Consider the following 25,378-nt stretch of genomic DNA (forward strand, 5'->3'; position numbering starts at 1 on the left):
CACAGGCATGGGACTTCTCGACGACAGGATCGTCCTCGTCAACGGCGGCAGCCAGGGCGTCGGCGCGGCCGTCGCGCGGGCCGCGGTCCGCGCGGGGGCGGTCGTGGCCGTGAGCGGGCGGCGCCCGGAGCCGGGTGAGGCGCTGGTGGCCGAGCTGGCCGCCGCGGGCGGCAAGGCGATGTTCGTACGGGCCGACCTGGCGGACGCCGAGCAGGCCAAGGCATGTGTCGCACGGGTGGTGGAGGCGTACGGGCGGGTCGACTGCCTGGTCAACTCCGCGGGACTCACCTCGCGCGGGACGCTGCTCGACACCACGCCCGAACTGTTCGACCAGCACATCGCGATCAACCTCAAGGCGCCCTTCTTCGCCATGCAGGCCGCCGTCGCGGACATGGTGCGGCGCGCGGCACCCGGCACGATCGTCAACGTCATCACCTCCTCCGCGCACGGCGGGCAGCCGTTCCTGGCGCCGTACGTCGCCGCGAAGGCCGGTCTGATCGGCCTCACCCGGAACGCGGCGCACGCCCACCGCTGGGACCGGATCCGGATCAACGGCCTGAACATCGGCTGGACCGCCACCGAGGGCGAGGACGCCACCCAGCGCGCCTTCCACGGCGCCGGGGACGACTGGCGCGAACAGGCCGCCGCGCGGCTGCCGATGGGCAGGCTCGGCCGGCCGGACGAGATCGCCGACTTCGTGGTCCTGCTGCTCTCCGACCGTTCCGGGGTGGTCACCGGCTCCGTGATCGACTGGGACCAGAACGTCCTCGGCGGCCTCGACTGACCTCCCCGCACACCCCGCTCGTACGCCCCCGCAAGCAAGGAGCACCGCCCCCATGCGCATCGGAATCCTCGGCCTCGGCCGCATCGGCGCCTTCCACGCCGAGACCCTCTCCGGGCTCGGCGCCGTCGAGTCCCTCGTCGTCTCCGACCCGTTCGCGGACGCCGCGAAGGCCGCCGCCGAACGGTTCGGCGCCGAGGTCGCGGACTCCCCCGAGGCCCTGCTCGCGGCCGGGGTGGACGGCGTGGTCGTCGCCGCCGCGACCGACGCCCACCCGGCGCTGATCCTCGCCTGTGTGGAGGCGGGCGTGCCCGTCTTCTGCGAGAAGCCGGTGGCCCGCACCATGGCCGAGGGGGTGGAGGTGCTGAAGGCGGTCGAGGGCCGTGACGTGCCGGTCCAGATCGGCTTCAACCGCCGCTTCGACGCCGGCTTCGTCGCCGCGCGGGCCGCCGTACGCTCCGGTGAACTGGGCAAGCTGCACACCGTGCGCTCGACCACGCTGGACCCGGCGCCGCCGCCGGCCGCGTACATCGCCGCGTCCGGGGGCATCTTCCGGGACTGCTCGGTGCACGACTTCGACATCATCCGCTGGGTGACCGGCCGCGAGGTGACCGAGGTGTACGCGGCCGGCGGCAACCGGGGCGCCGACTACATCAGGGAGGCGGGCGACGCCGACACGACCGGCGCGGTCCTCACGCTGGACGACGGCACCCTCGCGGTGGTCTCCAACAGCCGTCACAACGCCCGCGGTCACGACGTCCGTATGGAGCTCCACGGCTTCGCGGACTCCGTGGCGGTGGGGCTGGAGGACAAGCTGCCGCTGCGGTCGGTGGAGCCGGGCGTGACCTTCCCTGCGGGCACCCCGCACGACTTCTTCATGGACCGGTTCACGGCCGCCTACCGTGCCGAACTGGCCGCGTTCACCGAGGTCGTGGCCGGTACCCGCCCCTCGCCGTGCACGGTCGCGGACGCCCTGGAGGCGGGCTGGATCGCCGAGGCGTGCACACTGTCGCTGCACGAGCACCGTCCCGTCACCATCGAGGAGGTACGGCGGACATGAGCGAGCCGGGCCGTCAGGAACCCCTGCGCATCGGAATCCTGGGAGCCGCGCGGATCACCGAGCGCTCCCTCGTCGCCCCGGCCCGGGCGAGTGGCCACCGCCTGGTCGCGGTGGCCGCCCGCGACCGCGCCCGCGCCGAGGCGTTCGCCGCGGCCCACGGCGTGGAGCGCACCCTCGGCTCCTACGCCGAGCTGCTGGCCGATCCCGAGGTCGACGTCGTCTACAACCCGCTCGCCAACGGCCTGCACGGTCCGTGGAACCTGGCGGCGCTGGCGGCCGGCAAGCACGTCCTGAGCGAGAAGCCGTCGGCGAGCAACGCGGCGGAGGCGGAGGAGGTGCGGGAGGCGGCGGCGAAGTCCGGCACCGTCTTCATGGAGGCCTTCCACTACCTCTTCCACCCGGTCACCCGGCGGCTGCACGAACTCCTGGCCTCCGGCGAACTCGGCGAACTCCGCCATGTGGAGGCCATGGTGGCGATCCCCGCCCCGGAGGCCACCGACCCCCGCTGGTCGCTGCCTCTGGCCGGCGGTGCCCTGATGGACCTGGGCTGTTACAGCGTGCACGCGCTGCGCACGCTCGCCCCCTGGGCGGGTGGCGCGCCGCGCCCGGTCTCCGCGCGGGCGGGTGAGCGGGAGGGCGCTCCGGGCGTGGACGAGTGGCTGGACGCCGACCTGGGGTTCCCGTCCGGCGCGACGGGCAGCGCCCGCTGCCACATGGCGTACGACCGGCTGGAGATGAGCATGCGGGTCGTCGGCAGCCGGGGCGAGGCGACGGCCCCGAACTTCGTGCTCCCGCAGCGGGACGACCGTGTCGTCGTCCGCACTCCGGACGGCGAACGCACGGAACGCCTCGGCACGCGGTCGTCGTACACGTACCAACTGGAGGCGTTCGCGGCCCGGGTGCGCACCGGCACGCCGCTCCCGCTGGACGCGGACGACGCGGTGGCGACGATGCGGCTGATCGACGCGTGCTACGAGGCGGCGGGGCTTGCCCCGCGACCTCGTAGCACGGTCTGACAACTACGCGTGCGCAGTGGGCCCTTGTCGGGCGGTGACCCGCGTTGTCGGCTGTGCCCACCCTCCCCCGCTCTCGGCTTCGCTCGAGCGGGGGGACCCCCATCGCCCTGCGGAACGACTGCCCACAGCCGGGCGATCACCGGTACAGCGCGGGTTTCTCCACCAGGTCGACCTCCACCCGGCCGCCCGCCTCCAGCGCCCGCACCCCCGCCTCGCACACCGCCGCCGCGGCGTAGCCGTCCCATGTGCTGGGGCCGGTGATCTCGCCGCGGCGGGTGGTGTCGACCCAGGTCTGGATCTCGTCGTCGTAGGCCTGGGCGAAGCGTTCGGTCCAGTCCTGGGTGATGGTGCCGCCCCAGCGGCCTGCCGTGTGGGTGACCAGGGCGTGGCCGTCGCCGATGCGGGCGGTGCCGCGTTCGCAGACCACCTCGGCCTGCACCTGGTAGCCGAAGCCGCAGTTGACGAAGATCTCGACGTCGCTGAGCGCGCCGCCGTCGGTCTCCAGGACGACGAACTGCGGGTCGGTCAGTCCCTCGGGGGCACCGGCCGACGGGGTGGGGCGCAGGACCGTGACAGCGGTGATCTCGTGGCCGAGGAGCCAGCGGGTGGCGTCCACCTCGTGGGCCACGGAGTCGCTGATGAGCATCGCACTGGTGAAGAAGGGCGGGCTGGACACGTTGCGGTGGCGGTTGTGCAGCATCAGCGGGCGGCCCAGTCGCCCGGTCTCCAGCAGGGATTTCAGGCGCACGTACTCGGTGTCGTAGCGGCGCATGAAGCCGACCTGGACCCTGCGGTGGCCGAGGGCCTGTTCGGCCTCCATGACGCGCAGGGCGGAGGCCGCGTCGGGGGTGAGCGGCTTCTCGCACAGGACGGGCAGGTCGTGCTCGAACGCGGTGAGCAGGGCGGCCTCGTGGGCCGGCCCGGAGGAGGCGACGAGTACGGCGTCGACGTCGGCCGCCGCCATCGCGGCGGCCGGGTCGGTGTGGGCGGTGCAGCCGTCGACGCCCGCGGCGACGGCCTTGGCCCGTTCGGCGTCGATGTCCACGACGGCGGTGACCCGCGCGCCGCTGACGACCCGGTCGATACGGCGTACGTGGTCCGCGCCCATGCGGCCGGTGCCGATGACGGCGACGCGCAGTGGCTCGCGCCGGTTCATGTCTCCCGCCTCCCTTTCGTCGGGCTCGTCAGGCGCCGCAGGAGCGGAGGAACTTGCGGGTCCGTACGGCGATGGGCAGCGGCTTGTCCGGCTCGCAGGGGTACATGTCCTGCTCGACGATGGCGAACAGGTCCACGCCCAGTCTCTGCGCGGCCGTGAGGACCGGGCCCAGCTCGGGGACGCCGGCGGGCGGTTCGCACATCACCCCGCGCTGCACGGCCGGCCCGAACGGGACCTCGTTCTTGACGACGTCGGCGAGGATCTCCGGGTCGACCTGCTTGAGGTGGAGGTAGCCGATGCGTTCGCCGTAGGTCTCGATCAGCTTGACGCTGTCGCCGCCGCAGTAGGCGTAGTGGCCGGTGTCCAGGCAGAGGTTGACCAGGCCGGAGTCGGTGGAGTCGAGGAAGCGCTCGACGTGCTCCTCGGTGTCGATGTGGGTGTCGGCGTGCGGGTGGACGACGATGTCCAGGCCGTACGTGTCCCGCACCTCGCGGCCGAGGCGTTCCATGCCCTTGGTGAGGTGGCCCCACTGCTCGGTGGTGAGCTCCGGGGCTTCGAGGATCTCGGCGGTCTTGTCGTCGCGCCAGAAGGACGGGATGACGACGAGGTGCTTCGCGCCCATGTCCCGGGTGAGCGCGGCGACCCTGCTGACCTGCTCCCAGGTGGTGTCCCATTCGGAGGGGCCGCGGTGCAGTCCGCAGAAGATGGTGCCGGCGGAGACCTTGAGGCCGCGCTTCTTCACCTCGTCGCCGAGGCGGGCCGGGTCGGTGGGGAGGTAGCCGTAGGGGCCGAGTTCGATCCAGGAGTAGCCGGCCTCGGCGACCTCGTCGAGGAAGCGCTGCCAGGGCACCTGCCGCGGGTCGTCGGGGAACCAGACGCCCCAGGAGTCGGGGGCGGAGCCGACCCGGATGCGGTCGAGCGCGACTGCCATGTCAGGACTTTCCTTCCGGAGTTGCGGCTGCGGGAGTCTGGAGGTCGCCCTCCTCGGGGAGTTCCTCGGTGTCGACGCCGCCGACCTGTGCCAGCTCGTGCTTGAGGGCGGCCAGTTCGGCGCCGCCGGCCATGTGGTTGGTCAGCTCCTCGAGGCCGACCTCGCTGCGGGGGGCGGACAGTTCCATGGTGCCCAGGCGCAGCACGCTGAAGTGGTCGCCGACCATGTAGGCGTGGTGCGGGTTGTGGGTGATGAAGATGACGCCGAGGCCCCGGTCGCGGGCCATCGCGATGTACTTCAGGACCACGCCGGACTGCTTGACGCCGAGGGCGGCGGTCGGCTCGTCGAGGATGAGGACGCGGGCGCCGAAGTAGACGGCGCGGGCGATGGCGACGCACTGGCGCTGGCCGCCGGAGAGGGTGCCGATGGGCTGCTCCAGGTCGTCCAGGACGATGCCCATGTTGCGCAGTTCCTCGTCGGCCGTCCTCTTCATCCGGTCGATGTCGAGGCGGCGGACGGGCCAGGGGCCCTTGGTCATCTCGGAGCCGAGGAAGAAGTTGCGCCACACCGGCATCAGCGGGACGACCGCGAGGTCCTGGTAGACGGTGGCGATGCCCTTGTCGAGGGCCTCGCGCGGGGTGGAGAAACGCACCGGCTCGCCGTCGACGAGGAATTCGCCCTCGGTGTGCTGGTGCAGCCCTGAGATGATCTTGATGAGGGTGGACTTGCCGGCGCCGTTGTCGCCGAGGACGCAGGTCACCTCGGAGGGGTGGACGGTGAGGTCGACGCCGTGCAGGGCGCGGATGTTGCCGTAGGACTTGCCGGCGGCGCGGAGTTCGACCAGGGGGCGGTCGCCGTCGGGTGCGGTGTCCTCGCGGACGGAGCCGTGGGTGCCGGGGGTCTTGTCGGTCATTGCGGTCACCTCCGGGTCGCCTGGCGCTGGACCCACAGATTGATGAGGACGGCGCCGAGCAGCATCACGCCGAGGAAGGCCTTGAACCAGTCGGGGTTCCAGCCGGCGTAGACGATGCCCTGCTGCACCATGCCGAACATGAAGGCGCCGAAGACCGGGCCGATCGCGCTGCCGGCGCCGCCGGTCAGCAGGCAGCCGCCGATGACGGCCGCGGCGATGTAGATGAGCTCCTGGCCCACGCCCTCGCCGGACTGCACGGTGTTGAAGGAGAACAGGTTGTGCATGCCGACGAACCAGGCGCCGAAGCCGACCAGCATGAACAGGGAGATCTTGGTGAAGGTGACGGGGACGCCGACCGCGCGGGCGCTTTCCTTGTTGCCCCCGACGGCGAAGACCCAGTTGCCGTACTTGGTGCGCAGCAGCACCCAGGTGGCGAGGGCGGCGAAGACGAGCCACCACACCACGGTGATCTTCACCTGGACGCCCGCGACGTCGAAGCTGGAGGCGAAGAGGGCCTTGGCCTGGTCGAAGCCGTCCATGTCGCTGATGTCGTCGGTGGCGACGTTCCCGGTGACCAGCTTGGTCACCGCCAGGTTCACGCCCTGCAGGATCAGGAAGGTGCCGAGGGTGACCAGGAAGCTGGGCAGTCCGGTCCTGACCAGCATCCAGCCGTTGAACGCGCCGATGCCCAGGGAGACCGCCAGGGCGACGATCACGCCCATCCACACGTTCAGGGTGAGCTGGTAGCTGAGCATGCTCGCGGTCAGTGCCGAGGTCACGACGGCGACACCGGCCGAGAGGTCGAACTCGCCGCCGATCATCAGCAGGGCCACGGGCAGCGCCATGATCCCGATGACCGACGACTGGTACAGGATGTTCGCCATGGAGCCGCCGTCCCGCACCGGCGGAGCGGCGAACAGGAAGAACACCATGACGGCCACGGCGCCGAGGAACACGCCGACCTCGGGACGGGCGAGGAGCCGCAGCGCGAGCGGGCGCCGCACGGTGCGGCCGTCGCTCTGTTTCGGGCCGGGGGCCGGCGGTGGACTCACCGCCGGCTCAGCCTGTTGGGCCATGCTCATCACCGAGTGCCCTTCGCGGCGTACTCGGAGACCGCGTCGACGTTGGACTTGTCGACGAACGCCGGGCCGGTCAGCACCGGCTGCTCACCGCCGCCGCTGTAGTTGCCGTTGTTCTCGTAGAGCCACAGGCCGTCGATGGCGAGGTAGCCCTGCAGGTAGGGCTGCTGGTCCACGGCGAACTCGATGTCGCCGGCCTCGATCGCCTTGGTCAGCTCCTTGTTGAGGTCGAAGGTGGCGACCTTCGCCTCGCTGCCCGCGTCGCCCACCGACTGCACCGCGGTCGGCGCGAAGGGCGCGCCGAGGGTGACGACGTAGTCGATGGAGGAGTCCTGCTTCAGCTTCGCGGTGATCGTCGACTTCACCGACGGCATGTCGGTGCCGTTGACGTTGAGGATCTGGGTCTCGCCCTCGAAGGTCTTCTTCACCCCGTCGCACCGCTGGGTCAGGCCGACGTTGCCCTGCTCGTGGATGACGCAGACGGCGTTCTTCGCGCCGACCTCGTTCAGCTTCTTGCCGAACGCCTCGCCCGCCACCGACTCGTCCTGGCCGAAGAACTCGAGCAGGCCGAGTTCCTTCCAGTCGCTCAGCCCGGAGTTGAGGCCCACGACGGGGATGCCGGCCGCGTTCGCCTTGGCTATGACGGCCTTGAGGGCGTCCGGCTTGGCGAGGGTGACCGCGATGCCGTCGACCTTCTGGTCGATCGCGTTCTGCACCAGGGTGGCCTGGGTGCCGGCGTTCGGGTCGTTGCTGTAGACGAGGTCGACGTTGTCCTTGGCGGCGGCGGCCTCGGCGCCCTTGCGGACGATGTCCCAGAAGGTGTCACCGGGCGCCTGGTGGGTGATCAGGGCGACCTTCATGCGGGGCGTCGACGCCTTGCCCGCGGAGGCGTCGGCTCCGCCCTCCTCGGACTCCTTGCCTCCGGAACCGCTGGAGCAGCCGGCGAGGGTCAGGGCGGCTGCCGCCGCGACCGCGACGAACGCGATTCTGCGGGGGCGGGTGTGAGAAGAGCGGTCCATCTGTCCTGCACCTCACTGTGCTACGCGGGGAAAGGGCGGGAGTCCGAGGATCCGGTGCCCGGAGCCTCGGGAGTCCGGGGGTGTGCCGTGGAACACGGCCGTTGTGCTGGGACGCGATCCAATCCCCAGAAACGCCCGCTGTCAATACTTTGTTAAGACATCATTTCACGTACTAGTCCGAATGTAAGTACAAACTATTGACATCGATGCCCTCCGAGACCTACACCTGTGAGGCGGCAGGTCCCTGGAATCCACGCCCCCACCGTGGCAGGGCGCCCCGGGACCCGCATCCCCAGCAGTTCGAGGAGCGTCGCTCAATGGCCGGCTCACCACAGTATTTCGACTTGATCACCATGGGTCGCATCGGGGTCGATCTTTATCCACTGGAGACCGGCGTTCCGTTGGCGCGGGTGGAGACGTTCGGGAAATTCCCGGGCGGATCGGCCGCGAATGCCGCGGTGGCGGCCGCGCGAAAAGGCCGTTCCACGGCGGTGATCGCCCGCACCGGTGACGACCCTTTCGGCACGTTTCCGCACGAGGCGCTGAAGGAGTCCGGCGCGGACGCCCGCCCGTACTGCCGCGAGGCGCTGCCGGAAGCCGGGGTGGAGCCGGCCGTGGTCGAGCAGGGCTCCAGGGGCGTGTTCGCCGTGCACCGCGACGGCACCCGGGCCGAGGTGCCCCCGGTGCCGGTCGGGGTGGTCACCGGCCTCGGCGCGGGCGACGCCTTCGGCGGCTCGCTCTGCCACGGTCCGCTCGCCGGCCGGGACCCGGAGCGGACCATGCGCCACGCCCACGCCGCCGGTGCCCTCGTCGCCTCGCGCCTCGCCCGTCCGTCCGCCACGCCGACCGGGCCGGAGGTCGCGGACCTCCTCGCGCGGGCCGCGTCGCCGGATGCGGCGGGCCTGCCGAGCCAGTCCTGAACGGAGCCCTTCCTTGAACCTCAGCATCCCCGACCTCACCACGGTCCGGGCCCGCAACCCGGAGGCCGTCGCCGAGGCCGCCGCCCGCCGGGCACGGCGCCCGCTGATCGGCGACAGCGGCCGGCTGATGATCGTGGCCGCCGACCACCCCGCGCGGGGCGCGCTCGGCATCGGCGACCGCCGGCTGGCCATGGCCCACCGCGCCGACCTGCTGGAACGTCTCTGCATCGCGCTGTCCCGGCCGGGCGTCGACGGGGTGCTGGCCACCGCCGACATCCTGGAGGACCTGCTGCTCCTCGGAGTGCTGGAGAACAAGGTCGTCATGGGCTCGATGAACCGGGGCGGCCTGGCCGGGGCGGCCTTCGAGATGGACGACCGCTTCACCGGCCACCGCGCGGAGGACATCGCCCGGCTGAACTTCGACGCGGGCAAGCTGCTGGTCCGTATCGACTACGACGATCCGGGCTCGCTGACCACCCTGGAGTCCGCCGCCCGCGCGATGGACGCCATGGCCGGACACCGGCTGCCGGTGTTCGTGGAGCCGTTCATCTCGCGCCGGGTGGACGGCCGGGTCCGCAACGACCTGTCCGCCGAGGCCGTCACCCGCTCCATCGCCATCGCCTCCGGTCTGGGCGGCACCTCCGCCTACACCTGGCTGAAACTCCCCGTCACCGACGACGTCGACGCCATGCCGGAGGTGCTGGGGGCCTCCACGCTGCCGGTCGTCCTGCTCGGCGGCGAGGTCGGCGACCAGGAGGCGGCGTACGAGCGGTGGGGCAAGGCGCTGCGGCTGCCCACCGTGATGGGGATGGTCGTCGGCCGCTCGCTGCTCTACCCGGCCGAGGGCAGTGTGGAGACGGCGGTCGACACGGCCGTCGGCCTGTTGTGAGAAGCCTGTTGCGACCCGGAGGCACGCCATGACACATCACCTTCCCGCGGGCAAGGCCCTCGCCGGCCCCTACGCCGTCGACGTGAGCCCGGAGAACGCCGGCTGGGGCCACGCCGGCCTGCGCGTCCTCGATCTGCCGCCCGGCGGCGCGCACACCTTCGACACCGGCGACAGCGAGTGGATCGTGCTGCCGCTGAGCGGCGGCTGCACGGTCACCGCCGACGACGACTTCGGCCACGACACCTTCGAACTCACCGGCCGCACCAGCGTGTTCGACGGCGTCACCGACTTCGCCTACGTCCCGCGCGACGCCCGCGCGACGGTCGCCTCGGCGGGCGGCGGACGGTTCGCGCTCACCGGCGCCCGCTGCACCCGCCGCCTGCCCGCCCGCCACGGACCGGCCTCCGGCGTGCCCGTCGAGCTGCGCGGCACCGGGAACTGCTCACGGCAGGTCAACAACTTCGGCGCGGCGGGCACGTTCGAGTGCGACAAGCTCATCGCGGTCGAGGTGCTCACCCCGGGCGGCAACTGGTCGTCCTTCCCCCCGCACAAGCACGACGAGCACCGGCCCGGCGAGGAGTCCGTGCTGGAGGAGATCTACTACTTCGAGTTCGCCGCCCACGACGGCACCCCCGGCCTCGGCTACCAGCGGGTCTCCCCCTCCGGTCCGGGCCGCGAGACGGACGTGCTGGCGGAGGTGCGCGACGGTGACGTCGTCCTCATCCCGGACGGCTGGCACGGCCCGTCCATGGCCGTGCCCGGCCACCACATGTACTACCTCAACGTCATGGCGGGTCCCGAGCCGGAACGCGCCTGGCTGATCTGCGACCACCCCGACCACGCCTGGATCCGCGACACCTGGCCGGACCAGGCGGTCGACCCCCGACTCCCCCTCTACACCGCACCGGAGAGGTCCGTATGAGCGCCGCCACCCGCCGACTGACGACCGCCCAGGCACTGGTGCGGTTCCTGTCCGCCCAGTACACCGAACGCGACGGCGTGCGCCGCCGGCTGATCGCGGGCACCTGGGGCATCTTCGGCCACGGCAACGTGGCGGGCATCGGGCAGGCGCTCGTCGAGTGCGCCGACGTCATGCCGTACCACCAGGGCCGCAACGAGCAGGCGATGGTGCACGCCGCCGTCGGCCACGCCCGACAGCTCAACCGGCTCTCGGCGCAGGCGGTGACGACGTCCATCGGCCCCGGCGCCACCAACCTGGTCACCGGCGCCGCGCTCGCCACCGTCAACAGGCTGCCGGTGCTGCTGCTCCCCGGCGACTACTTCGCCTCCCGCGTCGCCGACCCGCTGCTCCAGCAGCTGGAACACCCCGTCGAGGCCGATGTGTCGGTCAACGACACGCTCCGCCCGGTGTCGCGCTACTTCGACCGCGTCACCCGCCCCGAGGCCCTGATCCCCTCCGCGCTGGGCGCCGCGCGGGTGCTCGCCGACCCGGCCGAGACCGGCGCGGTGACGCTGGCCCTCCCCCAGGACGTGCAGGCGGAGGCGTACGACTGGCCGGAGGAGTTCTTCGCCGAGCGCGTGTGGTCCGTACGACGTCCCGCCCCGGACCCGGCGGAGCTCGCGGCGGCCGTGGCGGCCGTACGGGCCGCGCGGCGGCCGCTGATCGTCGCGGGCGGCGGGATCCACCACAGCGAGGCCGAGGAGGCGCTGAAGGCGCTGGTGGACGCCACCGGCATCCCGGTCGCCTCCACCCAGGCCGGCAAGGGCTCCCTGCGCCACGACCACCCCGCCGACCTCGGCGGCATCGGCCACACCGGCACGGCGGTGAGCGACGCACTCGCCCGCACCGCCGACCTGGTGATCGGCGTCGGCACCCGCTACTCCGACTTCACCACCGCCTCCGGCACCCTCTTCCAGAACCCGGACGTCCGCTTCCTCAACCTCAACATCACCGGGTTCGACGCCCACAAGCTGGCGGCGCGCACCCTGGTCGGCGACGCGCGCACCGGTCTGGAGCAGCTCGCCGGGGCGCTGACCGGCCACCGCGTGGAGCCGTCGTACGAGGCGGAGTACCGGGCCGGCAAGGAGCGCTGGGAGCGGGTCGTCGAGACCGCCTACCGCGCGGACGACGACACGGCGGTACCGACGCAGACGCAGGTGCTCGGCGCGCTCGACGCGGTCGTCGGCGACGAGGACGTGGTGATCAACGCGGCCGGTTCGCTCCCCGGCGACCTGCACAAGCTGTGGCGCTCGCGCAGCCCCCGCCAGTACCACCTGGAGTACGGCTACTCCTGCATGGGATACGAGATCCCGGCCGCGCTGGGCGTCCAGCAGGCCGCTCCCGGCACCCCGGTGTGGGCGCTGGTCGGCGACGGCACCTATCTGATGAACCCGACGGAGATCGTCACCGCCGTCCAGGAGAACCTCCCGGTCAAGCTGGTCCTGGTCCAGAACCACGGGTACGCCTCCATCGGCGGCCTGTCGGAGTCGGTGGGCGCCGAGCGTTTCGGCACCGCCTACCGTCACCGGGCCGCCGACGGCACCTTCACCGGCGCCCCGCTGCCCGTGGACCTCGCGGCGAACGCGGCCAGCCTCGGCATGGACGTACTGCGCGCCAAGACCGTGCGGGAGCTGCGGAACGCGCTGGCCGAGGCGCGTGCCTCCTCCCGTCCGACGTGCGTGTACGTCGAGACCGACCCCGCTCCCACCGCTCCCCCGGCCGAGGCCTGGTGGGACGTGCCGGTGGCCGAGGTGTCCGCCCGCGAGGCCGCCGTCCGGGCCCGCGCACGGTACGACTCCGAGGCCGCCGGCCGCCGCCGGCACCTGTGAACCCGCCCGCGCTGCTACAGGAAGGTACGTCCATGGCGAAGACCGGCGACCCCGCACGTGCCGCGACCGGACCCGCGCTGAGCACCCTGGACTTCGCCCTGGACCGGGGCAGTCCGGTGCCGCTGTACCACCAGCTCGCGCAGCAGCTGGAGGCGGCGATCGAGCAGGGCGTCCTCGCCCCCGGCAACCTGCTGGGCAACGAGGTCGACCTGTCCGTGCGGCTCGGCCTGTCCCGGCCCACCGTCCGCCAGGCCATCCAGTCCCTCGTCGACAAGGGGCTCCTGGTCCGGCGGCGCGGGGTGGGCACGCAGGTGGTGCACAGTCAGGTCAGGCGCCCCCTGGAGCTGAGCAGTCTCTACGACGACCTGGAGACGGCCGGGCAGGGCCCGACCACGCGGGTGATCCGCAACGAGACGGTGCCGGCGCCCGCGGACGCGGCGGTCGCCCTGGGGCTGGCCGAGGGCGCCGAGGTGGTCCTGCTGGAACGCCTGCGCCGCACCCACGGCCAGCCGGTCGCCCTGCTGTGCAACTACCTCCCGTCGGGCCTGCTCGGCCTCGACAGCGCACGCCTGGAGGCGACCGGTCTGTACCGGATGATGCGTTCGGCCGGCGTCACCCTGCACAGCGCCCGCCAGACCGTCGGCGCCCGCGCGGCCACGGCGGCGGAGGCCGCCGATCTGGACGAGAAGGAGGGTGCCGCCCTGCTCACCATGCAGCGCACGGCCTACGACGACACCGGGCGGCCGGTGGAGTACGGGACCCACGTCTACCGTGCGTCCCGGTACTCGTTCGACTTCCAGTTGCTGGTCAGACCGTGAGGCGGGGGCGGCGGGTCAGTGCGCCGCGTCCAGCCGGGCCCGCTGCTCCGCCGACAGTTCCAGGTCCACCGCCGCCAGGTTCTCCTCCAGTTGGGCCGGTGACGACACTCCGGCCAGCGGGAGGACCGGCAGCTCGTGGCCGATCTGCCAGGCCAGCACGACCTGGCCCGGCGTCGCCCCGGTCTCCCGGGCGACCTCGTGCAGCACGGTGAGGCGGGCCGGGGTGCCCGGGTGGTCGTAGTCGGCGGGCAGGCGTTCGGGGCGGGCGTAGGCGCCCTTGAGCAGCGGCGAGTAGGCGACCAGGGTCAGGGCGGGCTCGGCGCGCAGATAGCCGGCCAGCTCCGCGCCCGCGTGGCCGAGGCTGCCGTCGGGGAAGAGGTCGTCGGGGACATCGAAGCGGGGGCGCAGATAGCTGTGCTGGTACTGCAGGACCTCGTAGCCGGGCAGACCGGCCGCCGCCGCGAGGGCGCGGGCCCGCTCCACCCGCCACACGGCCTGGTTGCTCACGCCGAGCAGCCCCACCACGCCCTCGGCGACCAGCGCCCCGAAGCCCTCGACCGTCTCGCGCTGGGGGACGGTGTGGTCGTCGATGTGCGCGTACAGCAGGTCCAGCCGCTCCACGCCGAGCCGTTCGCGGCTGCGTTCGGACGACTCCCGGATCACCTTCGCGGACAGGCCCTCGGGGTTGTCGGTGTAGCTCGTGCCGGGGGCGAGGGGGCGGGCGCCGAGCTTGGTCGCGAAGACGATCTCGTCGCCGGCCCCCCGGCTGCGGCGCCAGCGGCCGAGCAGTTCCTCGCTCTGTCCGCCCTGGCCGCCGTCGGTCCAGAAGGCGTAGTTGTCGGACGTGTCGATGAAGTTCCCGCCGGCCTCGACATAGCGGTCGAGCAGGGCGAAGGAGGTCTTCTCGTCGGTCACCGACCCGAACAGCATCGCCCCGAGCGCGAGCACACTCACGCGGCGGCTGTGCGGACCGGTGCCGATGGTGCGGTACTTCATGCCTGATCCCTCCCGTTTCGCGCCCCGTCGTCGGGGCACGGAACGGGAGTCTTCCTGTTGAAGCGCGCTTCAAGTCAAGCGCGCCCACGGGATCACGCGGAAGGCCGGCCGTTTCGTGAAGGATGGGTTCGTGTCATGTTCGACGTGGCGGATGCGTTGAGGGGCGGCGTCCAGGGCCCCGAGCACGCCTGGCGGTTCGTTCGTTCCTTCGCCGCGGAGTGGGTCGGTGTCCCCCTCGCCGAAGGGCACGGTTCACGTGCGGAGGAGCTGGACGAGGCCGAACAGGAACTGGGCTTCGTCCTGCCGTCCTGTCTCCGGGCGGGTTTCCTCCTGCTCGGCTCCCGCGACGACCTGACGAGGAACCAGGACCCGCTGGTCCGGCCGGCGGGCCTGTTCGTCGAGGACGGGGTACTGGTGTTCCGCCGGGAGAACCAGGACTGCGCCTTCTGGGGCATCCCGCTGGACGAGGCGGAGCAGGACGACCCGCCCGTCGTCGTGCAAACACCCGACGGGTGGATCCCGTTCCTGGACAGGATGTCCACCGCCTGGGTCGAACTGGTGCTGAGCGAAACCCTGTTCGCCGACGCCGCACCGGGGCGCGGAATGCACGACGCCTGCGAGCCGCCCTTGAGCTCCCTGCCGGCCCTGGAGACCGCGTTCACGCGGGTGGACCTCCCCGACCACCCGATGTGGGTGGGCCCCGACGACTCGCCGGTGCGGTGGTACGCCGGACCGGGCTGCCTGCTGCGGCGCGACGGCGTGGAGGACCTCAGTTGGCTGTACGTCCGCGGCTGCACCGATGAAGCGACCGAGGGCATCCGCCGGAGCATACCGGTCCGCTGGGAACGGGGCTCCTGAGAGGAGGATTCCGGTGGAGTACACACCTCGGTGGCTGACGGCGTCCTCGTGGGAGGAGGACGGCGTTCTGTAACTGGACGCCGACGCGCTCTCGGACTCCGGCAGTCGGCCGCAGGCCGTGCGCGAGGCTCTCGGGACCGCCCGGAGGTTCGGGCTGCCGCGGGAGGCCGCCATGTTCCACCCGAGCGCGGGCGGCGCTCCCTTCACCGCCGTCTCCGGCCTGTCGGGTGACCGGTGCTGGAGGCCGGGCGGGCACGACGCCCAGCCGGATCCCGGCCACCACGTGTCCGAGTACGCCCTCGACGACGACGGCCGGGTGCTCCTGCCGGACCCGTCGCTGCCGGGACCCCGGTTCGTGAACTCGTCGCTGATCGCGTTCCCCGACGCGCTCGACCCGCCGGCGTTCGCGATGGACACCTGGTGGGACCGGGTCCACGAGGAGGTCGGACTCGACGTCATCCGACCGGCGCCGCCTGGTCCGGCGGCGGCACCTCGTGCACGACCGCACGACCGCACGGCCTGCCGGCCGGGCCGCGGCACGCGCTGACGGGGAAGCGGAAACTGATCCATCCGGTGATTCGTCCTGGACAATGAGCCGAGCGGACGGGAAACCAGGTGGAGCGAGAGAACAACGGTGTGACGCCGACGGGAAGCGCGGCAGTGCCCCGACGGGCAGGGCGGTGGACTCCTGGTGCGGGCGGAGAGGGGGATGCCGGGCGCCGGTGGGTCCGGACGCGGGGACGGGCGCTCGCCACGTTCGCGGTACTGACCGCCGGGCTGCTGGCGTGCCACCGGGCGGTCCCCAACTCACCGGGCCGCCTGGGCAGTCTGCTGGAAGTGTTCCTGCCCTGGCTGGGGCTGGTGGTCGTCGTGCTGTTCGGCTGGGCCCTGCTGCGCCGTTCGGCCGCCGCCCTGATAACGCTGCTCCTGCCGACGGCGGCCTGGACGTGCCACTTCGGCGGGCTGCTCCTGCCCGGCGCGAAGCCGGGACCGTACGACCTGGTCGTGGTGCAGCACAACGTCAGCGACGAGAACACCGACCCGGCCGGCACGGCCCGCGCCCTGGCCGGCGCCGGACCCGATCTCATCGCGCTGCAGGAGCTGGTGCCCCCGGCGCTCGCGGTCTACGAGAAGACGCTCGCCCCGGACTACCCGTACCACGCTGTCCGGGGCACCGTCGGGCTGTGGTCGAAGCATCCGCTCACCGACGCCCGGCTCCTGGACATCAGACCGCAGGACATCACCGAGCCCTGGAGTCGCGGGCTGCGGACCGTGGTGCGCACGCCGCACGGCGAGATCGCGGCGTACGTCGCGCACCTGCCCTCGGTCCGTGTGGGGGCGGGCGGCCTCGCGTCCTCCCGGCGCGACGAGAGCGCCGGCCTGCTGGGCAGGGCCGTCGCCGCCGAGCCGCTGGAAACGGTGATCCTGCTGGGCGACCTCAACGGCACGGTCGACGACCGCGGGCTGGCCCCGCTCACCTCACGGATGAACGTGGCGCAACGGGGCTTCGCCTTCAGCTTCCCCGCCGCCCTCCCGGTGGCCCGGATCGACCAGGTGATGGCCCGCTCGGCGACCGTCCCCCACATCCGCACCCTGTCCGCCACCGGCAGCGACCACCTGCCGGTCGCGGCTCGGATCGCACTGCGGTGAACGCGTACCGGACTCGATCGGGTGGTGCCGGGCCCAGCAGGTCCGTACCGGCGCCCCGTCACCGGCCGTCCGGGCCCGCGGAGAACCGCGACGGCGGCATTTCGGCCACCCTTCGGCCCTCCTGTCCGATTCAGACGTCTTGTCGGGACGCCGACCGGGTATTGCTGCTTAGCATGGCCGTAACACGCGCGCCTTCAGCACCTGGTTCACCGCGGCCGTGCCCGACCCCGGCGGACGGGGTGCGTGGCGGAGGCTCGCGGAGGGGGAAACGGGGGCAGGGGTGGAACATTCGCTCGCGGAGTCATGGCGCGCAAGGATCCTGGACGCACGGGGGACGCCGGTCGGCGCGGGGGTGCTCGTGGCCGGTGGCAGGGTGGTGACCTGCGCGCACGTCGTGGAAGGGGCGCTCGGTCCCGATGCCGGGGACCCGCGGGAGGCGGAACTCATGGTGGACTTCCCCGGCTCCCTCGCACCCGGTGCCGGGCCGGTGCGCGCCTCGGTCGCGCCCCGGGGATGGGCTCCGCCGGACGAGGAGCGGGCCGACGTCGCGGTGCTCGGCCTGCACGGGGACGCCCCGGTCGACTGCCGGCCCGCCGGGCTGCGGCCGTGCGGCCCCGCCCGCGACCGGATCGTCCGGGCCTTCGGGCAGGTCGTCGGCGCGCCCGCCGGGCTGTGGCTGCGGGCGCGGCTGGTGGGGTCCGGCGGGCTGAGCCCCGAGTGGATGCAGCTCGAGGCGGCGAGCGAGGCCGGGGACCGGTTGCGGCAGGGCTACAGCGGGGCGGGGGTCGTCGACGGCTCCGGGTACGTGATCGGCCTGGTGGTCGCGGAGGACACCCGCGCGGAGCGCCGCACCGGCTGGCTCATCCCGGTCGAGGTCGTCGTACGGTACTGCCCCGACCTCGCGGACGCGGTGACCGGTCCCGCCGCCGGGGCGGACGGCGGCCCGGACGGCGGCCCCGGTCCGTACGGACCGGACCGCGGTCCCGGCGCGGAAGGCGTCCTTCCGCCGCCCTGGCCGCCCAGCGCCGAACGGGATCTCGCCCGGGTGCTCGTGAAGGTGCGGAGCTTCGCCGATCCGCACCGCCGCGAGCGGGTGCTGCGGGACACCGGGGACCACATCGCCTTCCACGTCGAGCGCACCGGGGTCCTGATCAACGACGCCCGGGCGGTGCTCGGGCTCTGCCTGGAGTACGAGGACGGCATCGACCGGTTCGCGGCGGCGTTGCGCTGGTACGAGCCGGGCTCGCTGCCGATGCGGGAGTTCGACCGCGAGGTCGCCCGGCTGCGCGCGCGGGGGGCCGGCGGCGGGGCCGCCCGATGAGCGGCTCCCGCGATCCGTACTGGGCGCTGGCCAACGAGATGCTCCGGCTCCAGCGCTCGTCCACGGACACCGCCTCGGCCCGGCGGGCGGCGCTTCAGCGGGTCGCGTCGGAGTACGGGGCGGCCCCGCGCTCGCCCGAGGGCGCCACCGTGGAGGCGCTCGCCCTGGAGCTGGCCTACTGCGCCGACCATCCGGGCGGGCTGGCCGTCTATCTGGAGGAGTTCTCCCGCGGCCACCGGAAGACGACCAGCTGGCGGGCGGTGGAGCGGCTGCACCGGCAGCTCTTCCCCTCGGACCTCCTGGAGCCGCACCACCGCCGGACCCTGTGCGAACTCCTGGAATCCTGCGATCAGGCGCCCCGGCTGCGCCCCCTCGCCCTGCGCGTCCTGCACGAGACCGGCGCCGGCCCCGTCTCCCCCGGGGACTGGGGGTCCGGCCGGGGCCACGACGAGCGGCACGGCGAGGTCCCGGCCCTGCTGGCGGTCTTCGAGGACCTGCCGTACGGCTGGGAGAACGAGCCGCACCCCCTGCTCGTCTTCGTCGAGACCGTCGCCGTCCTGGAGGACACCCCGCTCCGGGCCCGGCTGCACGCCTGGAGCGGGCGGGTCGCCGCCCATCTGGGCTGCCGCAGTCCACTACGGCTGACCCGGCTGCGCGACGAGGTGGCCGCCCGGGCCGGCCGGCCGCTCTCCCCGTACCGGCTCCTCCTGGAGATCACCGCGCGCACGCCCGTGCCCGACCTCTACACCGTGCGGTCCTGGGTGGTGCCGCCCGGCCCGGACGGGGCACGGCCGTACGGCGAGCCGGTGCAGCTTTCCTCACGGGCCGCGATGGAGGACGAGGTCGCGGGCCGCTATCTGTCCTGCGTACAGGAGCTCGGGGAGCTGAGCGCGGGAATGGTGGTCGAGTTCCTGCTGCCGAGGCCGCTGCTGTGGCTGCCGGTGGACCAGATCATGGCCCGGCCGCCGGACTCGGTGGCCCGGCCGATCGGCGCCGACCACACGGTCCTGGTCCGCAGCCGGGACCGGTGGGCGAAGCCGCACTGGCGTCCGCGGCTGCACGCCCGGTCCGACCTCCTCACCACCGCCCCGGAGACCGCCTTCGAGTCGGCCGCCGTGCGCGTGGTGCCGTACGGCGAGCGGCTGCGGCCGGTCGAGCTGCTCCGGCAGCTGCGTCACGACCGCGAGCAGCTGGGCTGGCTGTTCCTCGAACCTCCCCCGTACACCGGCGGTCTGGAGGGGGACGCGGTCAACGTGCTGCTGGAGATGGGGATGCCGGTGATCGTGGCGGTGCGCGAGGTGGGCGGCCATCCGGAGGCGGAACGAAAGACACGGAAAGTACTGGCCGGCAGGCTCATGGAACTGCCCGAGCGGGTAAGGATGCTGAGGGGGGAAGTGGGGCCGGACGCGGAGGTCTTCTCCGTTCTGGACCTGCATCGGCACATCAGCCTAGTGTGGGACGGCCGTGACGGACTGGAGGGGGCGGACTCCGCGCTGGGGCATCCGTCGACCGGGGGTGGCTTGCGATGAGCGGGACCGTGCACCGCGTGACGGGCGGCACGAACGGCGCGGGCGGGACCGACGGATCCTCCGTCCCCGGCTGGTGGGTCTTCCGGGACACCGGTGAGCACCGCTCACCGCAGGACGAGGTGCTGCCGAAGCTCCCCCCGCCGCCGGCCTGGCGCCGTTTCCGGCCGGAGTCCGAACGCGGTCCGCTGGACGTGCCGCTGCCCTCCGACGACCAGGACACCCGGCGCCGGCTCGGCAGGCGGCGCGGCGGCACGCTGGCCCCGAAGACGCTGCACGTCGTCAACGCCGCGATCCATCTGCGCCGCCCGCTGCTCGTCACGGGCGCGCCGGGCACCGGGAAGTCCTCCCTCGCCCACCAGATCGCCTCCGAGCTGGGGCTGGGCAGGGTGCTGTGGTGGCCGGTGGTCAGCCGCACCACGCTCCGCGACGGCCTGTACGACTACGACGCCATCGGCCGGGTCCAGGACGCCCCCCAGCCGGGACGCCGCTCCCCCTCCGGGGACGGCCCGCTGCCCGGCATCGGCCGCTACCTCACGCTCGGCCCGCTGGGGACGGCCCTGCTGCCGTGGCGGCGGCCCCGGGTGCTCCTCGTCGACGAGCTGGACAAGAGCGACGTGGACCTGCCCAACGACCTGCTGCACATCTTCGAGGAGGGCGAATACCACGTCCCCGAGCTGGAGCGGCTCGCCCAGTCGCGGCGCCAGGTGGAGGTGGCCACCGCCGACCACGACCACCGGGTCACCGTGACGGCGGGCCGGGTGCGCTGCGCCGAGTTCCCCATCGTGGTGATCACCAGCAACGGGGAGCGCGACTTCCCACCCGCCTTCCGCCGCAGGTGTCTGGAGGTGCGGATGCCCGCACCGGACGGGCAGCGGCTCGCCGCGATGGTCGCCTCCCACTTCGGCGGGGCGCTCGACGAGCGGACGCGGGAGCTGGTGCGGGAGTTCGTGGAGCAGCGGGGCGACAGCGCCGACCTCGCCATCGACCAGCTGCTCAACACCGTGCACATGCTCACCAACGGCGCCGCCGAGGCGGACGACACCTCCTGGCTGCAACTGCGCGACGCCCTCTGGCGGAACCTGTCCTCGGACACCTCACCATGACCGGACCCGAGGGCTCCGCAGAGCCCACGGCCCGCGAATGGGCGGAGGCGCTCTGGCTCGCGGAGGTGATCGGGCAGGAGGAGGGGCCGCCGGGTCCCGGCCGGGAAACGGGCGACCGGGAAACGGGCGGTCCGGGCGCCGACGGCCGCGGAACCGGCGCGGCCCCCGGCAGTACTTCCGGAGTCTCCCCTGCGCCGGAGGACACGTCCGGGACAGCGGACACCGACACCGGAACGGATGACGGGACGGATCCGGGGAGCGGCGCGGACGGAACGGCGACGGCGACGGCGACGGCGACGGCGACGGCGCACGGTCCCCCCGCTTCCGGCGCCGGCGCCACCGGTCCGGCCGTCCCCGACGGCCCGCTGCCCGCCCTCCCCCGGATCTCCCACACGCTCTCCTCCGGCCGGGGGGCCGTCACCGGGGAGGAGTTACCCGGTGCGCTCCGCGATGCCCGGGGCCTGGCCCGGGCCCTGCGGCCGCTCAATCGCCGGCTGCCGGGCGGCGCCCGGCGACGGGTGCTGGACGAGGAGGCGACCGCCGTACGGGCGGCCGAGACCGGCCAGTGGCACCCGGTGCTCACCCGGCCGCCCGACCGCTGGTTCGAAGTGGCCCTCGTCGTGGAGCGCAGCGTGTCCATGACGGTGTGGCAGCCGGTGGCCCGCGCGTTCGCCGAACTGCTGCGCACGCAGGGCGCGTTCGCCGACGTACGGCTCTGGTCGCTGGACACCCGGGACGGCAAGCACGCGGTGCTGCGCTCGGCCGACGGGGGGCTTCGGCACAGCCCCGCCGAACTGTTCCATCCGGACGGGCGCCGGATCGTCCTGGTGATGAGCGACTGCGTGGGCGACGCCTGGGCGGGCGGGGCCGTGCCCCGGCTGCTGCACACCTGGGGCAGACGCGCGCCCGTCGCCGTGCTCCAGCCGCTTCCGACCCATCTGTGGGACCGCTGCGACGGCGTGCCGATGGACCTGCGGGTGCGCGCCTTCGCGCCGGGGCTCCCCAACTCCCGTCTCGAACTGCTGCGGTACGGCCGGTGGGAGCGGCCCCGCGACAGCGACCCGGCCGATCCGCTGCCCGTGCCCGTGCTGGAGCTGGAACCCGGCTGGTTCGCGGGCTGGGCCCGGATGGTGACCGGGGGCGCTCTGCCGTGGGCCGAGACGACCTCGCTGCTGGTGGACGAGCAGGGGCTCACGCCGCACTGTCTGCCTCCGTTCACCTGGGAGGAGCGGCGCCGTCCGGTGCCGCCGGACCTGGCGGTGCGGCGGTTCCTGCGGCACGCCTCCCCGGCCGCGCGGCGGCTGGCGGCCCGGCTCGCGATGGTGCCGCTGCGGCCCGAGGTGGTGGAGGCGGTGCGGCAGGGGCCGGTGGCGGCCGGCGGGCCGCTGCCGTTCGCGGAGATCCTGCTGGGCGGACTGCTCGCGTTGCGCACCACGGCCGCCCGGGGGCGGACCGGCGAGGAGTACATGTTCGAGTTCCTGGACGGGGTGCGCTCCCGGCTGCTGCGCGGGCTGGGCCGCACCGAGCTGCTGCGCGCGCTCCAGGAGACCTCCGCGCTGGCCGGACGTGCGGTCGGGGCCCGGCCGGACCTGTTGCGCACCGTGATCGGCAGCCGGGAGAAGCCCGACGCGGACACCCTCACCGATCTGGACCGCGAGCTCCTCGACGCCGCGGGGCCCGCGCTCAAGGCGCTCGGTCCACCCTATGGTGCGGTTTGGGACCCGGTCGGGGGCACGGCTCCGTTCGGTCCGGTCACCACCGGGGAAGGGGTGACGGCGGAGGAGGACCCGGCACCGGACCCGGCGGGGAGCGCTCCGGCGGACGGCGGGGCGGACGGAGAAGGAGACGGCCCTCACCCCGGAAGCGGGGCCGGAACCGGAACCGGCCCCGGCATCCCCCAGGACAACGGCACAACGCCCCCGAACGCAAAGGACACCACCACCATGGAACCCCCAGCGGCGGGAGGCACCGCACCGGGTGTCACGCCCCCCGGCCCCGACGACACCAACACCGGCACCGGCACCAAGGGACCGGCCCCTTCCGGCCAGTCCCGCTCACCCCGTTCCGTACCCCTGCCCAATCCGCACTTCGCCGGACGCGAGAGCGAACTGGCCGAGCTGCACCGGCAGTTGGGGACGAGCACACGGGCCGCCGTCCTGCCGCACGCGCTGCACGGTCTCGGAGGCGTCGGCAAGACGCAGCTCGCCCTGAAGTACGTCCAGCTGCACCGGCACGAGTACGACCGGGTGTGGTGGATCGACGCCGAGCAGCCCGCGGTGATCCGCGCCCAGCTGACCATGCTGGCGCCGGAACTCGGCCTGGTGCCGGACCGGCAGAGCGACACGGTGGCGCGTGTGCTGGCGGCGCTGGCCTCGGGCGCGCCGCACAGCCGCTGGCTGCTGGTGTTCGACAACGCGGGACAGCCCAACGAGGTCATCCCGTACCTGCCGTCGCTGATCGGCGACTCCGAGGGAACCGGACGCATCCTCATCACCTCGCGCCACGCCGGCTGGTCGGACCGGGTGCTCGCGACCAAGGTGGACGTGTTCACCCGCGCCGAGAGCCTGGACTTCCTGCGGACGCGCGCCCCCTGGGCCGGCCCGGAACAGGCGGACCAGCTGGCCGAACTCCTCGGCGATCTGCCGCTCGCCCTGGAGCAGTGCGCGGCGCTGCAGCGGCAGACCGGCATCGCGGTGCCGGACTTCCTGACGATGATCGAGCGGCGGCGGGCCGAGGTGCTGGCCGAGGGGGTCGACTCGATCACCCTGCCGGTGGCGGCGGTGTGGCGGGCCTCCATGGAGACGCTGGCCACGCAGGCGCCGGGCGCGCTCGAACTCCTGCGTCTGCTGGCCTTCTTCGGCCCCGAGCCGGTGGCGCTGGACTTCCTGCACGACGCCAGGATGCTGCCGTTGCCCCCGGCGCTCATGCGGCTCGCCCGCGACCCGCTGTCCCGGGGCCGTGCCATCCGGGCGATCAACCAGTTCTCGCTGCTCACCGTCGACAACGTGGCCGGGACGGTGCAGATGCACCGACTGGTGCGAGCGGTCCTCCAGGACGAACTGCCGGCACAGGAGCAGAGCGAGATGCGGCACCTGGTGCACCAGGTCATCGCCGCGCACGACCCGGGCGACACCCAGCGGCCCGAACACTGGCAGAACTACGCCGACATCCTCCCGCACCTGGAGCCGACGGGGCTGCCTCGCTGCGAGGACCGGCACATCCGGGACACCGCGATCAATCTGATCACCTATCTGCTGGCGCGGGGCGTGCTGCGCGGAGCGGCGCAGCTCGGCGAGCGGATCAGCACGGACTGGCAGTCGTTCCTGGGCGCGGACGACCTCCAGACCCTGTGGGCGACGCGGCACCGGGCGAGCGCCCACTGGCAGCTGGCCGAGTTCGCCGTCTCGCGGCCGCTGAGCGAGGAGGTGCTGCGGCGGCTTCGGGAGACGGTGGGCGACGACCACGAGTACACGCTCACGGCCGCCGGAGTACTCGCCGCCGACCTGCGGACCGCGGGCCGGTTCGCGGACGCCATGGAACTGGACGAGGACGCGTACCGGCGCAGCGTGAACATGTACGGGACGGAGGACCCGTTCACCCTGCGGGCCGGGCACAACTACGGGGTGAGCCTGCGCGTCAACGGGCGCTACGGGGAGGCCCTGGACCTCGACCGGCGCGTCTACCAGGACCTCCGCACGGTCCTCGGTCCCACCGCGCTCTCCACCCTCTTCTCCGTCAACAACGTGGCCCGCGACATGCGCGAGTGCGGCGAGTACGCGGCGGCTCTGGAGCTCCAGGAGCAGACGCTCGCGCAGTACCGCGCGCAGTACGGCGACCGGCATCCGCACACCATGCGGGCGATCAAGAACATGTCGGTGACCTGCCGCAAGGCCGGTCGGTTCGACCGGGCGCGGGCACTGGCCGAGGAGGTGCTCGACCTGTACGTGGCGATCCTCGGGCCGATGCACATCGACACGCTCGCCGCGTTCGCCAACCTCGCCAACGACCTGCGGCTGACGGGCGACGCCGAGGCCGCCGAGCGGCAGGGCGCGCAGGCCCTGGAGCGGTACCGGACGGTGCTCGGCGCCGGGCATCCGCTGACGCACGTGGCGGCCGTCAACCACGGTGCCGCGCTGCGCGCGGTGGGCAAGTTCCCCCAGGCGTTCCGGCTCGACCAGGAGACCGCGCCCGGTCTCGAACGGGTGTTGCACGAGACGCATCCGTGGCCGCTGCTCGCGCACGTCAACCTGGCGACGGGGCTGGCCAGGACGGGCGATCACGAGGCGGCGCGCGACCTGGGCGAGCGGTGCGCCCGGACCCTGGAGGGGCTCTACGGGGACCGGCATCCGGCAACCCTGGCCGCCCTGCGCAACGTGTCGCTCGACCTCGTGTCCTGCGGGGAGGAGGAGCGGGGCACGGAGCTGCTGGCCTCGGTGGTGCGCCGCTACCACGAAACCCTGGGGGCCGATCACTGGGAGACGCTGTCGGCGGAGGCCGGGCGACGCGCGGAGTGCGACATCGAGCCGCCCCCGCTGTGACGCTCCGGCAC

21 protein-coding genes are annotated in these 25,378 nt (G+C 73.1%); 15 read left to right on the plus strand and 6 right to left on the minus strand.

Annotated features, from left to right (window positions below):
* Positions 1–7 precede the first annotated feature (7 nt).
* From ACZ62B_RS01215 to ACZ62B_RS01225, 3 genes are read left to right on the plus strand one after another with little or no spacing between them, the layout of a single operon-like run.
* On the plus strand, positions 8–784 hold the full coding sequence (locus ACZ62B_RS01215) for an SDR family oxidoreductase (RefSeq protein WP_468727431.1): 777 nt from the start codon (positions 8–10) through the stop codon (positions 782–784).
* A gap of 52 nt (positions 785–836) precedes the next feature.
* Positions 837–1,841, plus strand: a complete 1,005-nt coding sequence (locus tag ACZ62B_RS01220; RefSeq protein ID WP_344560026.1) for a Gfo/Idh/MocA family protein — start codon at positions 837–839, stop codon at positions 1,839–1,841.
* The gene (locus ACZ62B_RS01225; protein WP_469689085.1) at positions 1,838–2,857 is read left to right on the plus strand and encodes a Gfo/Idh/MocA family protein; all 1,020 of its coding nucleotides are present in this window, start codon (positions 1,838–1,840) and stop codon (positions 2,855–2,857) included. Before ACZ62B_RS01220 ends, ACZ62B_RS01225 begins: the two co-directional genes overlap by 4 nt.
* 136 nt (positions 2,858–2,993) lie before the next feature.
* Here ACZ62B_RS01225 and ACZ62B_RS01230 read toward each other — a convergent pair whose 3' ends face one another.
* The 5 genes from ACZ62B_RS01230 to ACZ62B_RS01250 are packed head-to-tail and all read right to left on the minus strand — an operon-like array spanning position 2,994 to position 7,955.
* Positions 2,994–4,013, minus strand: coding sequence for a Gfo/Idh/MocA family protein (locus ACZ62B_RS01230; protein ID WP_382054115.1), 1,020 nt, complete (start codon positions 4,011–4,013; stop codon positions 2,994–2,996).
* A gap of 28 nt (positions 4,014–4,041) precedes the next feature.
* Positions 4,042–4,944: a sugar phosphate isomerase/epimerase family protein gene (locus tag ACZ62B_RS01235; RefSeq protein WP_344560029.1), complete on the minus strand. Its 903-nt coding sequence runs from the start codon at positions 4,942–4,944 to the stop codon at positions 4,042–4,044.
* Position 4,945: 1 nt separating this feature from the next.
* Positions 4,946–5,857: an ATP-binding cassette domain-containing protein gene (locus tag ACZ62B_RS01240; RefSeq protein WP_344560030.1), complete on the minus strand. Its 912-nt coding sequence runs from the start codon at positions 5,855–5,857 to the stop codon at positions 4,946–4,948.
* Positions 5,858–5,862: 5 nt separating this feature from the next.
* The gene (locus ACZ62B_RS01245) at positions 5,863–6,939 is read right to left on the minus strand and encodes an ABC transporter permease (RefSeq protein WP_468882553.1); all 1,077 of its coding nucleotides are present in this window, start codon (positions 6,937–6,939) and stop codon (positions 5,863–5,865) included.
* The gene (locus tag ACZ62B_RS01250) at positions 6,939–7,955 is read right to left on the minus strand and encodes a sugar ABC transporter substrate-binding protein (protein WP_344560032.1); all 1,017 of its coding nucleotides are present in this window, start codon (positions 7,953–7,955) and stop codon (positions 6,939–6,941) included. Before ACZ62B_RS01250 ends, ACZ62B_RS01245 begins: the two co-directional genes overlap by 1 nt.
* A 317-nt stretch (positions 7,956–8,272) precedes the next feature.
* On the opposite strand from ACZ62B_RS01250, the gene ACZ62B_RS01255 reads away from it, so the two are divergent.
* From ACZ62B_RS01255 to ACZ62B_RS01275, 5 genes are read left to right on the plus strand one after another with little or no spacing between them, the layout of a single operon-like run.
* On the plus strand, positions 8,273–8,875 hold the full coding sequence (locus ACZ62B_RS01255; RefSeq protein ID WP_344560033.1) for a PfkB family carbohydrate kinase: 603 nt from the start codon (positions 8,273–8,275) through the stop codon (positions 8,873–8,875).
* 13 nt (positions 8,876–8,888) lie between these two features.
* On the plus strand, positions 8,889–9,764 hold the full coding sequence (locus ACZ62B_RS01260; RefSeq protein ID WP_469689086.1) for a Cgl0159 family (beta/alpha)8-fold protein: 876 nt from the start codon (positions 8,889–8,891) through the stop codon (positions 9,762–9,764).
* 28 nt (positions 9,765–9,792) lie between these two features.
* Positions 9,793–10,686 carry a 5-deoxy-glucuronate isomerase gene (iolB, locus tag ACZ62B_RS01265; RefSeq protein ID WP_468727419.1) on the plus strand — a complete coding sequence of 298 codons (894 nt, stop codon included), beginning with the start codon at positions 9,793–9,795 and terminating at the stop codon, positions 10,684–10,686.
* Positions 10,683–12,554: a 3D-(3,5/4)-trihydroxycyclohexane-1,2-dione acylhydrolase (decyclizing) gene (iolD, locus tag ACZ62B_RS01270; RefSeq protein ID WP_344560036.1), complete on the plus strand. Its 1,872-nt coding sequence runs from the start codon at positions 10,683–10,685 to the stop codon at positions 12,552–12,554. The genes iolB and iolD overlap by 4 nt, the downstream gene beginning before the upstream one ends.
* A 32-nt stretch (positions 12,555–12,586) precedes the next feature.
* Positions 12,587–13,372, plus strand: a complete 786-nt coding sequence (locus tag ACZ62B_RS01275) for a GntR family transcriptional regulator (protein ID WP_344560037.1) — start codon at positions 12,587–12,589, stop codon at positions 13,370–13,372.
* 15 nt (positions 13,373–13,387) lie between these two features.
* Here the strand turns inward: ACZ62B_RS01275 and ACZ62B_RS01280 are convergent, their stop codons facing one another.
* Positions 13,388–14,368 carry an aldo/keto reductase gene (locus ACZ62B_RS01280; RefSeq protein ID WP_469689087.1) on the minus strand — a complete coding sequence of 327 codons (981 nt, stop codon included), beginning with the start codon at positions 14,366–14,368 and terminating at the stop codon, positions 13,388–13,390.
* Between the two features lie 135 nt (positions 14,369–14,503).
* On the opposite strand from ACZ62B_RS01280, the gene ACZ62B_RS01285 reads away from it, so the two are divergent.
* The 7 genes from ACZ62B_RS01285 (at position 14,504) to fxsT (ending at position 25,367) form a co-directional block, all read left to right on the plus strand.
* On the plus strand, positions 14,504–15,226 hold the full coding sequence (locus ACZ62B_RS01285; RefSeq protein ID WP_469689088.1) for an SMI1/KNR4 family protein: 723 nt from the start codon (positions 14,504–14,506) through the stop codon (positions 15,224–15,226).
* Between the two features lie 172 nt (positions 15,227–15,398).
* A complete protein-coding gene (locus ACZ62B_RS01290) occupies positions 15,399–15,773 on the plus strand; it encodes a hypothetical protein (RefSeq protein WP_468727410.1) in 375 nt (124 codons plus the stop codon).
* 113 nt (positions 15,774–15,886) lie between these two features.
* Complete coding sequence (locus ACZ62B_RS01295; protein ID WP_382054124.1) at positions 15,887–16,876, plus strand: endonuclease/exonuclease/phosphatase family protein; 990 nt, start codon at positions 15,887–15,889, stop codon at positions 16,874–16,876.
* A 352-nt stretch (positions 16,877–17,228) separates the two neighbouring features.
* A complete protein-coding gene (locus tag ACZ62B_RS01300) occupies positions 17,229–18,197 on the plus strand; it encodes an effector-associated domain 2-containing protein (protein WP_469689212.1) in 969 nt (322 codons plus the stop codon).
* On the plus strand, positions 18,194–19,726 hold the full coding sequence (locus ACZ62B_RS01305) for a VMAP-C domain-containing protein (protein WP_344560041.1): 1,533 nt from the start codon (positions 18,194–18,196) through the stop codon (positions 19,724–19,726). Before ACZ62B_RS01300 ends, ACZ62B_RS01305 begins: the two co-directional genes overlap by 4 nt.
* Positions 19,723–20,829 carry an AAA family ATPase gene (locus ACZ62B_RS01310; protein ID WP_344560042.1) on the plus strand — a complete coding sequence of 369 codons (1,107 nt, stop codon included), beginning with the start codon at positions 19,723–19,725 and terminating at the stop codon, positions 20,827–20,829. Before ACZ62B_RS01305 ends, ACZ62B_RS01310 begins: the two co-directional genes overlap by 4 nt.
* Positions 20,826–25,367, plus strand: coding sequence for an FxSxx-COOH system tetratricopeptide repeat protein (gene fxsT, locus ACZ62B_RS01315; protein WP_469689089.1), 4,542 nt, complete (start codon positions 20,826–20,828; stop codon positions 25,365–25,367). Before ACZ62B_RS01310 ends, fxsT begins: the two co-directional genes overlap by 4 nt.
* The last annotated feature ends 11 nt before the right edge of the window (positions 25,368–25,378 follow it).

It is taken from the genome of Streptomyces sp. NPDC053426 (assembly GCF_055585405.1).

What these genes read in the sequence shown, in the direction of transcription:
- ACZ62B_RS01215 (WP_468727431.1), top strand. Translation starts at nt 8, where the DNA reads ATGGGACTTCTCGACGACAGGATCGTCCTCGTCAACGGCGGCAGCCAG.
- ACZ62B_RS01220 (WP_344560026.1), top strand. Translation starts at nt 837, where the DNA reads ATGCGCATCGGAATCCTCGGCCTCGGCCGCATCGGCGCCTTCCACGCC.
- ACZ62B_RS01225 (WP_469689085.1), top strand. Translation starts at nt 1,838, where the DNA reads ATGAGCGAGCCGGGCCGTCAGGAACCCCTGCGCATCGGAATCCTGGGA.
- ACZ62B_RS01230 (WP_382054115.1), bottom strand. Translation starts at nt 4,013, where the DNA reads ATGAACCGGCGCGAGCCACTGCGCGTCGCCGTCATCGGCACCGGCCGC.
- ACZ62B_RS01235 (WP_344560029.1), bottom strand. Translation starts at nt 4,944, where the DNA reads ATGGCAGTCGCGCTCGACCGCATCCGGGTCGGCTCCGCCCCCGACTCC.
- ACZ62B_RS01240 (WP_344560030.1), bottom strand. Translation starts at nt 5,857, where the DNA reads ATGACCGACAAGACCCCCGGCACCCACGGCTCCGTCCGCGAGGACACC.
- ACZ62B_RS01245 (WP_468882553.1), bottom strand. Translation starts at nt 6,939, where the DNA reads ATGAGCATGGCCCAACAGGCTGAGCCGGCGGTGAGTCCACCGCCGGCC.
- ACZ62B_RS01250 (WP_344560032.1), bottom strand. Translation starts at nt 7,955, where the DNA reads ATGGACCGCTCTTCTCACACCCGCCCCCGCAGAATCGCGTTCGTCGCG.
- ACZ62B_RS01255 (WP_344560033.1), top strand. Translation starts at nt 8,273, where the DNA reads ATGGCCGGCTCACCACAGTATTTCGACTTGATCACCATGGGTCGCATC.
- iolB (WP_468727419.1), top strand. Translation starts at nt 9,793, where the DNA reads ATGACACATCACCTTCCCGCGGGCAAGGCCCTCGCCGGCCCCTACGCC.
- iolD (WP_344560036.1), top strand. Translation starts at nt 10,683, where the DNA reads ATGAGCGCCGCCACCCGCCGACTGACGACCGCCCAGGCACTGGTGCGG.
- ACZ62B_RS01275 (WP_344560037.1), top strand. Translation starts at nt 12,587, where the DNA reads ATGGCGAAGACCGGCGACCCCGCACGTGCCGCGACCGGACCCGCGCTG.
- ACZ62B_RS01280 (WP_469689087.1), bottom strand. Translation starts at nt 14,368, where the DNA reads ATGAAGTACCGCACCATCGGCACCGGTCCGCACAGCCGCCGCGTGAGT.
- ACZ62B_RS01285 (WP_469689088.1), top strand. Translation starts at nt 14,504, where the DNA reads ATGTTCGACGTGGCGGATGCGTTGAGGGGCGGCGTCCAGGGCCCCGAG.
- ACZ62B_RS01290 (WP_468727410.1), top strand. Translation starts at nt 15,399, where the DNA reads ATGTTCCACCCGAGCGCGGGCGGCGCTCCCTTCACCGCCGTCTCCGGC.
- ACZ62B_RS01305 (WP_344560041.1), top strand. Translation starts at nt 18,194, where the DNA reads ATGAGCGGCTCCCGCGATCCGTACTGGGCGCTGGCCAACGAGATGCTC.
- ACZ62B_RS01310 (WP_344560042.1), top strand. Translation starts at nt 19,723, where the DNA reads ATGAGCGGGACCGTGCACCGCGTGACGGGCGGCACGAACGGCGCGGGC.
- fxsT (WP_469689089.1), top strand. Translation starts at nt 20,826, where the DNA reads ATGACCGGACCCGAGGGCTCCGCAGAGCCCACGGCCCGCGAATGGGCG.